Source organism: Streptomyces otsuchiensis, from assembly GCF_004305975.1.
Taxonomy (GTDB): Bacteria; Actinomycetota; Actinomycetes; order Streptomycetales; family Streptomycetaceae; genus Streptomyces; species Streptomyces otsuchiensis.
The window spans coordinates 1-8,807 of the sequence record NZ_BHZI01000240.1; the positions used below are offsets into that span (position 1 = coordinate 1).

The following is an 8,807-nucleotide window of genomic DNA, read 5'->3' on the forward strand; positions in this document are numbered from 1 at the left end:
GGGCTGACCCCGGGCCCACGGCACGCGCCGACCGACCCCGACCCCGACCACCGGACCGCCGCAGGCCACGCGGGCGGGGCGGGCTACTGTCGTGGGTATGCGAGACGAGTACCCGGGATACAGCCCGGCAGACGCCGAGCGCTGGGACCCGGAGCCGGACAAGCGCCCCGGCCGGACGGCGTTCCAGCGCGACCGGGCCCGGGTGCTGCACTCCGCCGCGCTGCGCCGCCTGGCCGGGAAGACCCAGGTGGTCACCCCCGACCAGCCCGAGGTCCAGTACGCCTGGGACGCCAGCCCCCGCACCCGGCTCACCCACTCCCTGGAGTGCGCCCAGGTCGGCCGTGAACTGGGCGCCACCTTCGGCTGCGACCCCGACCTCGTCGAGACCGCCTGCCTCGCACATGACCTCGGCCACCCGCCCTTCGGCCACAACGGCGAGGGCGCACTCGCCGAACTCGCCGAACCCTGCGGCGGCTTCGAGGGCAACGCGCAGTCGCTGCGGCTGCTGACCCGGCTGGAGCCCAAGCGGTTCCGCGGCAGCGACGAGACGGCCCCCGCCGGACTCAACCTCTCCCGCGCCGCGCTGGACGCGGCCACCAAGTACCCCTGGCCCCGCGGCGTCCACCCGGCCGACCCCGCGGCCCGCAAGTTCGGCGTCTACGCCGACGACCTCCCGGTCTTCCGCTGGCTGCGGGACGGCGCCCCCGCCGACCGCCGCTGCTTCGAGGCACAGGTCATGGACTGGGCCGACGACGTCGCCTACTCCGTCCACGACGTGGAGGACGGGCTGCACGCCGGCCACCTCGACCCCAACATGCTGATGGCCGAACCGGAACGGCAGGGCATCTTCGCCGTCGCCGCCGAGCGCTACGCCCCCGCCGGCACCGGCACCGAGGAACTGGCCGAGGCCCTGGAACGCCTGCTGGACCAGGAGTGGTGGCCGCACGGCTACGACGGCACCGCCCTCGCCCAGGTGCGGCTGAAGAACGCCACCAGCCAGCTGATCGGCCGGTTCTGCCTCGCCGCCGAGGCCGCCACCCGCGCCCGCTACGGCACCGGGCGGCTCACCCGCTACGCCGCCGAACTGATCGTGCCGCGCGAGGCACGGCTGGAGTGCGACGTCCTCAAGGCCGTCGCCGACGTCTATGTGATGCAGCGACCCGACCAGGAGCGGCTGCGCACCCGGCAGCGGGTGCTGCTGGCCGAACTGGGCGAAGCCCTGGTCCGCCGGGCGCCGGACGGGCTCGACCCGCAGTACCGGGCGCTGTTCGCCGCAGCCACCGACGACACCGAGCGGCTGCGGGTGATCGTCGACCAGATGGCCGCGCTCACCGACGCCTCCGCGCGCACCCTGCACGCACGCCTCACCGGCGGCCACTGAGGCGGGGGCGCGCGTGGCCCGTTCGCGGGCCGTGTGCGGCCCTTCCGCCGCCGTTCCTGCCCGCCAAGGCACTCCCCGGGCGCCGGCCCGCTCGGCGAACCCGCCCGCCCCGCAGCGGTGTTGTGCGTGCCCGTACCGTCCGCGCCGGTGACCGGCAGGGACCGTATACGAACCTCCCGCCCGGCTCCGGCGACCCCTCGCCGCGGCCGTCCGCCACATGTCTTTGGTTGCACTACGGGAACAGCGCTGGATTGCGGACCGCCGCCCATCAACAATGCAGACCGAGCCGCCCTTACCGCCACGGTGGAGGTCCGTCATGCACCCAGTCGTCCGTCACCGCGAACGAAGAGGGGCGCGGACACGGCCGGAACCGGTACCGGCCGGGTCCGCGACCGGTCGCGGAGAGTCCATCGCCGTACTCCGCTCCTCCGCCCAGCTGCTGCTGCACCGGCTGCCCGAGCTGACCGACCGCGTGGTGGAGCTGATCCAGGAGCACGAGCCCAGCTACCGCACCCCGCCGGGTGAGTTCGACACCCTGTGGGAGGAGGTCAACCGGTCGCTGCGCCACAACGTCGGCTGTCTCATCCGGCCGCAGGAACTCGGTGAGTCCGCCCGCCGCTGCTCGTGGCGGATCGGCACCGAGCGCGCGCGGAGCGGCCAGCCGCTGGACGCCCTGCTGCACGCCTTCCGCCTCGGCGGCGCGACGGTCTGGCAGGAGCTGGTGGAGATCGCCTCGGCGCGCGACCCGGAGTCGATGCGGCTGCTGGTCCATGTCGCGGGCGACGTGTGGAACTTCGTCGACGAACACTGCTCCGTCGCGGCCGAGGCGTACCGCCGCAGCGAGCGGGAGATGGCCTGGCGGCGCGACAACCGGCTGCGGCTGATGGCGGAGGCGCTGCTGGACGGCTCCGCCCGCGCCTCCGAACTCGCCGACATAGCCGTCGCGTTGGGACTCCCCGAGCGCGGCCGTTACGCCGTGGCAGCGGTCTCCGGCACCGGCCGGGAGGCGCTGCGACGGGACTCCGGATCACTGCCGCTGGTCTGGCACCACGGAGACTCCACCGATCTGGTCGTCGCCGCGCTCGGCGAGTCGGGCCCCGAGGCGCTGGCCGCCGAGCTGGCGCCGCCACCCACCGCGCCGCAGGTGCGGGTGGGCATCAGCACGGTGGCGGAAGGGCTGACCGCGGTCGCCGGCGCCCGCCGGCTCGCCGAGAAGGCGCTTCTGACCTGCTCCGGTGACGGACAGGTGGCGCTGCTGCACGAGCAGTTGACCGCCGCGCTGCTGGTCTCCTCGCCGGAACTGGGCACCGTGCTGACCGAGCGTGTGCTCGGACCGCTGCTGCGGCTGGACGCGAGCGAGCGGGACCTGCTGCTGGACACCCTGACCGCCTGGCTGGAGTGCGACGCCTCGGCCCAGCGCGCCGGCGAACGGCTCTCCTGCCACCGCAACACCGTCCTCAACCGGCTGCGCCGCTGCGAGCGGCTCATCGGCCGCTCGCTGGCCAGCCCCCGCGCGACCGCCGAGCTCTCCCTTGCCCTGACCGCCCGGCGGGTGCTCGGGGTGCCCCACTGAGCGCGGCGGGGGCGACCGGCAGGGGCACACGGCGGGGGCGCGGTGTCAGTGCCCCCGCCTACCGTTCAGCCCATGACGCAGCCGGTAATGACAGTCACCACCGCGGCCGGGGACAAGGTCGAGGACCCGACACGGACGCAGCTCCACGACCTTCTCGCCGACATGAACCACCAGTTCCCGTTCCTGATCCTGACCCGCCACGACCGCTCCGGTGAGGGGGACCACTACATCCAGGTCCACCTCATGGACGACGGCGAGGGATGCCTCGTGGAGTTCCGCGAGGGAGGGCCCGAGACCCACCGCCAGGGCCGGATTCCGTCGGACGACTCGCTGTCGGACGTCGAGCCCGTCGCGCGCCTGCTGGGCGACTGGGCGGCCGACGCCCCGGGCTGGCGGGAGGCGGCCGTGTGGCGACCCTGGACACCGGAGACCGACGCCCTCGCCGAATGAGCCCGCCCCTCGCGACCTCTGCTGGCACTCGCGGCAACTGGCGTGTTTCCACGAACCGTTCAGCGCACCAGCGGCGAAGCCTGCGCGACGAACGCGTCAATCGCTTGCCGGGCCCGTGCGTCCAGCACGTCCCGCTCTTCTCCGCCCTGTGCGGTCGACACGTCCCGCGTGCTCTCATAGGCCCGCTCGGCGGCGAGGACCACTCCCTGGTCGTCCGTGAGCAGCTTGACCTGGTAGAGCACCTGCCGTGTCGTCGTCCGGAGGCGGTGGGCCTCATCACGTGCCGTGACGAAGTCCCGTCCCTCGGGGTCCTGCTGCTGCCGGTACCAGCGGTCGGCCTGGCCGTGGCGGTAGTCCTCCACCGCTGCGGCGAACAGGCTGTACGTGGCCATCCGCTCCTGCCGGAGCGCTTCCGACCGCGCGAACAGCTCACTGCGCCCCGACGCGTGGCGCTGGAAGAAGTGCGTGATCACGGCACCCAGCAGCGTGCCCCCGACCGCTACGACGCTCGTCCATATCGCTTCCATGCCATCAGCTGACCACACGGCCCGACTGAATACAGCAACTCTCCGGATCACCCGCGAGATTGAACCCCTAGGTCAGCGAACTCGGGGGTTGTCCGCTGTCCCCTCTTCTCGGCTGCCGTGATTCCGTCGGCCGACTACGTGGCGGGGAGTCGGTAGGTGAGGAGGTAGGCGTCGGCTGCCATGACGGTGTCGCAGACCTCGACGGCCCTTCCGTGAGTGTCGAAGGCGGTGCGCACGAGGTGGATGACGGGTACGCCGGAGGCGAGGTGGAGGTGTCTGGCTTCCTGCGGGGTGGGCATGCGGGCGCGGAGTTCCTCGTCGAAGTGGTCAAGCGTGTGACCGAGCTCTTCGAGCCGCGCGTAGATCCCGCCGGGCCCGGGGTTGGGCTGGACGATCGGAGTGTCTCGGGCGATGTCGAGTGGAAGGTAGGAAGCGGCGTATTCGATGGGCCGGCCGTCGAGGAGGTACCGGCGCTTACGGACCAGCACCTTGTGCGGGGCGCCGAGTCGGGCCGAGACCTCGGCGCTGGGTCGCTCTTCCCTCACCTCCAGTTGGTCCACCGTCGGCGCGCTCCCGGCCGCGTCCGCCTCGACGATGAAGGCCGATTTACCCTGTTCGCGGTGGCGTCGGGCGAAGCGGTCAGAAGCCAGGCGGCGGACCGGTGGCCGGGGACGCACGAAGACACCCTTGCCGTGCTCGGCGGAGACAAGGCCCTCGCTCTGGAGCAACGCGATCGAGTTGCGGACGGTCATCCTGCTGACGCCGAAGTGCTCCACCAGCTCGGCCTCGGAAGGCAGTTTCGCTCCCTCGGTGAACCGTCCCCTGCTGATGGCCTCACGCAGGCGGTCAGCGATCTGGCGGTAGACGGCACGATCGCCCGTGGGGTCCAGTGGCCCCAGGTGATCGGACAGTTGAGCCATCCTTAACTCCTTCAGTCGTCTAGACAAGCAGGGGTGCTTCGTTGCTACGGTGAGAGCCTATCCAGCTGGTCGACCACAGAACGAGGACCGCCGAACGTGAGCAGCACCGCCGAGCGCCACCACTCAGTGAGCGTGGCCGGAGTCATCGTGGATGATCATGGCCGCGCCCTGTTGATCAAACGGCGCGACAACGGCCACTGGGAGCCTCCCGGGGGAGTGGTCGAAGCGGGCGAAACCCTGCCCGACGCCCTGGCCCGCGAAGTACTCGAAGAGACCGGCCTCAAGATCGACACCTCGACCGCGGCGCTGACCGGCGTCTACCAGAACATGGCCGACCTGGTCGTCTCGATGGTCTTCCGCTGCCGCGCGATCGCGGGACAGCCCACCACGGGCGACGAGACCAAGGCGCTTCACTGGGCCACTCGCGACGAGGCCACGACGCTGGCCGACGAGGCATATTCGATCCGCGTCCTGGACGCCCTCGACGCGGCCCCTCCGCCCGCGATTCGCGCACACGACGGCGTCAAACTCGTCTAGCCCGCAATCCTCTTCACCGCCGACCACCAGCATGGAGCAACTTGTATGGATGAGTATACGAGCAAGGTTCGAGTCTGGGAACTTCTCTGTCCCGGACTTCCGGCAGAAGTGGGCCGCGCAAAGCGATGGACCCGCGACGTCCTCACCGGCCACCCCCACGCCGAGGACGCCGCCCTGATCGTCACCGAACTGGTCACCAACGCCGTTACCCACACCACCACCCCCGACGTGCGCCTCACCCTCCGCCGCGCCGGAGCCGCGATCAGCCTCACCGTCACCGACCACAGCCACAGCGACACCGAACCCCGCCACGGCCGGCCGACCGACGACGCCACCCACGGCCGCGGCCTGCTCCTGGCCCACCTCCTCGCCGCCGCCATCCAGCTCACCACGAGCCATACCGGCCACACCGTCACCGCCCACCTCACCGCACCCCCGGAGGCGGCCCCATGCTGACAGCCGCACCCACCCGGCCCCACGTCGTCCCGTACATCACCCAGTGGAGCCAGGAGGGCAAACCGCAACCGCAGTTGGTCATCCGCCGGGGGCGCCTCGCCTTCGCCACGGAACGCACCTACGACCGCGACGAACACGGCATCCTCTGGACCCGCTCACCCTCCCAGCCGGGCAAGGGCAGACCCCAGTACGGCAAGGTCCACCCCCTGCGCCAGCGCATCGCGATGACCAGGCTCCTCTGCCAGGTCTGCGGCAAACCCGCCGACCGCAACCATGACGGCGTCCTCTGGCTCCTCGGCCAGGAAGCCGACCAGCCCATCCGTCCCGACGAACAGACGGTGACCGGTCATCCCCCGTCTGCCTTCCGTGCGTCCACCCCTCAGTGGCAGCTTGCCCCCACTGAACAACGACCTCCTGTCGCGCGGCATCGAGACTGCAAGGTGCGCTCCAGTGAGCTCGTGCGTGGTTGGCGTGACCGCGAGCGTCGGCCGGGAGAGCGCCGGTGTCCGCGACCGTGACTGGTGCGCGGGCCGTCAGCCCGCGCCGCCGCCGACGGTGCCGCCGTCGGCGACCAGTGTCTCCACGCCCTGTTCGCGCAGCGCCTCACGGGCGGCGCGGGGCAGGTCCTGGTCGGTGACGACGGCGTCGAAGGCGGTGAGCCCGGCGACCCGGTACATCCCGAAGGTGCCGTACTTGGCGCTGCCGGTCAGCAGGACCGAGCGGGAGGCGCTGGCCATGGCGGCCTGCTTGACCTCGACCTTGGCGGGGGAGGGGGTGGTCACGCCGTGCTGGAGGTCCCAGGAGCTGGTGGAGACGAAGGCGATGTCCAGGACGAGCTGGCCCAGGGTCTGCGCGGCCAGGCGGCCCACGGTGGAGCGGTTGGCGTGCTCTATGCGTCCGCCGGTGTGGATGACCTCCACGTCCGGGTTGGCCATCAGCAGGTTGGCGGTGGTGAAGTCGTTGGTGACCACGGTCATGCCCTGGTGCCGCACCAGGTGCGGGACGAGAGCGTGGCAGGTGGTGCCGGCGTCGAGGTAGACGGTGGTGTCGTCGTGGAGGAAGTCGGCGGCCCGCGCGGCGATGGCCAGTTTGGCCGGCTGATCCATTGTCGACTTGTCCACGAAGCTGGGTTCGTGGTGGAGCTGCCCGGCGATCCGCACGCCGCCCGGCACGGAGACCGCGCGGCCCTGGCGCTCCAGTGCGGCGATGTCGCGGCGCACCGTCATGTGGGAGACGCCGAGCATCTCGGTGAGCTGATGCACGCTCAGTACCGCGTGGCCCCGGAGCAGCCTGATCAGCAGCTCGCGCCGCTGGTCGGGGATCAGCGGGGTCTCGGGGCTCTCCTCCGTCGACACGCTCACGCCTCCTTGCGTCCCTGCGTCCGTGTCCGCCGCAGGCGCCGGGAGCTGCGGGGGATCCCCGTGGCTCCCGGCACCGGCGGCGGCATCCGTGGTGGTGTCCGGCGTCCGCCGACGGGTTCGCACCGTCGGCGGACGCCGGAGTCTGTCAGATCAGCCCGAACCCGTAGAGGGCGTAGACGATCGCGAAGCCGGTGACGCCGGAGAGCGCCGAGGCGATCCCGATCGAGCGGATGCCCTGACCGACCGTCATGTTGGACAGGGTCGTGGTGACCCAGAAGCCCGAGGAGTTCGCGTGCTTCATGATCTGCGCTCCGGTCCCGCATGCCAGGTAGATCGCCAGCCCGGAGATGCCGAGACCCTCCGCGAGCGGCTGCATGATCGCCGCGGCGGTCATCACGCCGAGGATATTCGAACCCGTGATGGTACAGATCGCGGCGGCCACCAGGAACGGCACGATGATCGGGGACAGGCCCCAGTCGCGGATCATGTCGGCCACGGAGTTGGCGACCTCGGTGTCCCGGATGATCGTCGCCAGCGCACCGCCGACGCCGGTGAGGGCGAGCGGCATGGCGGCCAGCCGCAGGCCGGACTCGAACAGGTCGTTGACGGTCTCCTTCTCGCCCCACTTGCTGCCGAACAGCGGCAGCGCCGAGAGGCAGCCGATGAAGAGGGCTATGACCGGCTCGCCGACGAAGGCGATGACCTGGCCGACGAGGTTCTCCGCGCCGATCATGTCGACCACGTAGGAGTTCAGCATGATCAGCACGACCGGCAGGAAGACCGGGACCAGCGACATCCACAGCTTGGGGCGGTGCGGCTTCTCCTCCGCGTCGGTTCCGTCGCCCGCGCCGCCGGTTGCCGGAGCGCCCCCGGCCGGGGTGAGGTGCCCGACGAACTCCGGCTTCGGGTCCACGTGGGTCTTGATGGTCAGCAGGTAGATCACGGCCACGATGATGCTCGGCACGGCGACGACGGCGCCCCACAGCATCGCTTCGCCGAGGTCGACGCCGAGCAGCGAGGAGGCGGCCAGCGGGCCCGGGCCCGGCGGGATGAGAGAGGTCATCACGTAGGCGCCGATGTAGAGGATCGGGCCCAGCTTCATCATCGAGGTCCGGGTCTGGTAGGCCAGAACCGAGACCACCGGGATCAGCATCAGCACGGTGGTGTCGGCGATCAGCGGAATTCCGATGACGCTGGAGGCGACCGCGACGGCCCACGGTGCCTTCTTGCCGGAGAAGACCTTGAGCGCCGCCTCCGTGATCCGGTGCGCGGCACCGCTGAGTTCCAGCATCTTGCCGAGCACACAGCCGAAGATGATCAGCAGCCCCACGCTTGCCATGGTGTTGCCGAAGCCCTCGGTGATCAGCTCGATCGTCTTGCTGCCGCCCATGCCGAGGGCGAGCCCGAGCGTCGTGACGATGATGAACAGCGTCGCGACCGGGTGGACCTTGTACTTGGCGATGAGCAGTACCAGGACTGCGATCGCCGCGCCGAACGCGACGAGCGTGTAGGCGTCGGACATGACGAACCTCTTTGTTTCATGGCCGCGTCATCGCGGCGGTCCTCGGGGGAGGAGTCGGAGTCGGGGGGAGTGGGGAGGGT

Annotated in this window: 10 protein-coding genes; 6 read left to right on the top strand and 4 right to left on the bottom strand. The window is 71.0% G+C overall.

The genetic code is table 11. From position 1 onward, the window contains the following. Positions 1 to 97 precede the first annotated feature (97 nt). From E0D90_RS20140 to E0D90_RS20150, 3 genes are all read left to right on the top strand, one after another. Entirely contained in the window at positions 98 to 1,381 is a 1,284-nt protein-coding gene (locus E0D90_RS20140) for a deoxyguanosinetriphosphate triphosphohydrolase (protein ID WP_130799525.1), read from the top strand. Between the two features lie 316 nt (positions 1,382 to 1,697). Then, entirely contained in the window at positions 1,698 to 2,954 is a 1,257-nt protein-coding gene (locus tag E0D90_RS20145) for a PucR family transcriptional regulator (RefSeq protein ID WP_103504519.1), read from the top strand. Positions 2,955 to 3,026: 72 nt separating this feature from the next. Beyond that, complete coding sequence (locus tag E0D90_RS20150; RefSeq protein WP_103504518.1) at positions 3,027 to 3,404, top strand: hypothetical protein; 378 nt, start codon at positions 3,027 to 3,029, stop codon at positions 3,402 to 3,404. Positions 3,405 to 3,463: 59 nt separating this feature from the next. On the opposite strand, the gene kilB is transcribed toward E0D90_RS20150, so the two are convergent. Both kilB and E0D90_RS20160 read right to left on the bottom strand, forming a co-directional pair. Continuing rightward, positions 3,464 to 3,931 carry a plasmid transfer protein KilB gene (kilB, locus tag E0D90_RS20155; protein WP_130799526.1) on the bottom strand — a complete coding sequence of 156 codons (468 nt, stop codon included), beginning with the start codon at positions 3,929 to 3,931 and terminating at the stop codon, positions 3,464 to 3,466. Positions 3,932 to 4,065: 134 nt separating this feature from the next. Then, complete coding sequence (locus tag E0D90_RS20160; RefSeq protein WP_130799527.1) at positions 4,066 to 4,851, bottom strand: GntR family transcriptional regulator; 786 nt, start codon at positions 4,849 to 4,851, stop codon at positions 4,066 to 4,068. Between the two features lie 126 nt (positions 4,852 to 4,977). Between E0D90_RS20160 and E0D90_RS20165 the strand changes: the two genes are divergently transcribed. The 3 genes from E0D90_RS20165 to E0D90_RS20175 are packed head-to-tail and all read left to right on the top strand — an operon-like array spanning position 4,978 to position 6,362. Beyond that, positions 4,978 to 5,388, top strand: coding sequence for an NUDIX hydrolase (locus E0D90_RS20165; protein WP_130799531.1), 411 nt, complete (start codon positions 4,978 to 4,980; stop codon positions 5,386 to 5,388). Between the two features lie 45 nt (positions 5,389 to 5,433). Beyond that, a complete protein-coding gene (locus tag E0D90_RS20170) occupies positions 5,434 to 5,844 on the top strand; it encodes an ATP-binding protein (RefSeq protein WP_130799528.1) in 411 nt (136 codons plus the stop codon). Continuing rightward, complete coding sequence (locus E0D90_RS20175; protein WP_130799529.1) at positions 5,838 to 6,362, top strand: hypothetical protein; 525 nt, start codon at positions 5,838 to 5,840, stop codon at positions 6,360 to 6,362. Before E0D90_RS20170 ends, E0D90_RS20175 begins: the two co-directional genes overlap by 7 nt. 15 nt (positions 6,363 to 6,377) lie before the next feature. Here the strand turns inward: E0D90_RS20175 and E0D90_RS20180 are convergent, their stop codons facing one another. Then, positions 6,378 to 7,205: a DeoR/GlpR family DNA-binding transcription regulator gene (locus E0D90_RS20180; RefSeq protein ID WP_374754113.1), complete on the bottom strand. Its 828-nt coding sequence runs from the start codon at positions 7,203 to 7,205 to the stop codon at positions 6,378 to 6,380. Positions 7,206 to 7,350: 145 nt separating this feature from the next. Beyond that, complete coding sequence (locus tag E0D90_RS20185; protein WP_130799530.1) at positions 7,351 to 8,727, bottom strand: GntP family permease; 1,377 nt, start codon at positions 8,725 to 8,727, stop codon at positions 7,351 to 7,353. Positions 8,728 to 8,807 lie beyond the last annotated feature (80 nt).

Bases quoted from the DNA above. Each gene is read 5' to 3' on its own strand.
- E0D90_RS20140 (WP_130799525.1), top strand. From the start codon at position 98: ATGCGAGACGAGTACCCGGGATACAGCCCGGCAGACGCCGAGCGCTGG.
- E0D90_RS20145 (WP_103504519.1), top strand. From the start codon at position 1,698: ATGCACCCAGTCGTCCGTCACCGCGAACGAAGAGGGGCGCGGACACGG.
- E0D90_RS20150 (WP_103504518.1), top strand. From the start codon at position 3,027: ATGACGCAGCCGGTAATGACAGTCACCACCGCGGCCGGGGACAAGGTC.
- kilB (WP_130799526.1), bottom strand. From the start codon at position 3,931: ATGGAAGCGATATGGACGAGCGTCGTAGCGGTCGGGGGCACGCTGCTG.
- E0D90_RS20160 (WP_130799527.1), bottom strand. From the start codon at position 4,851: ATGGCTCAACTGTCCGATCACCTGGGGCCACTGGACCCCACGGGCGAT.
- E0D90_RS20170 (WP_130799528.1), top strand. From the start codon at position 5,434: ATGGATGAGTATACGAGCAAGGTTCGAGTCTGGGAACTTCTCTGTCCC.
- E0D90_RS20175 (WP_130799529.1), top strand. From the start codon at position 5,838: ATGCTGACAGCCGCACCCACCCGGCCCCACGTCGTCCCGTACATCACC.
- E0D90_RS20185 (WP_130799530.1), bottom strand. From the start codon at position 8,727: ATGTCCGACGCCTACACGCTCGTCGCGTTCGGCGCGGCGATCGCAGTC.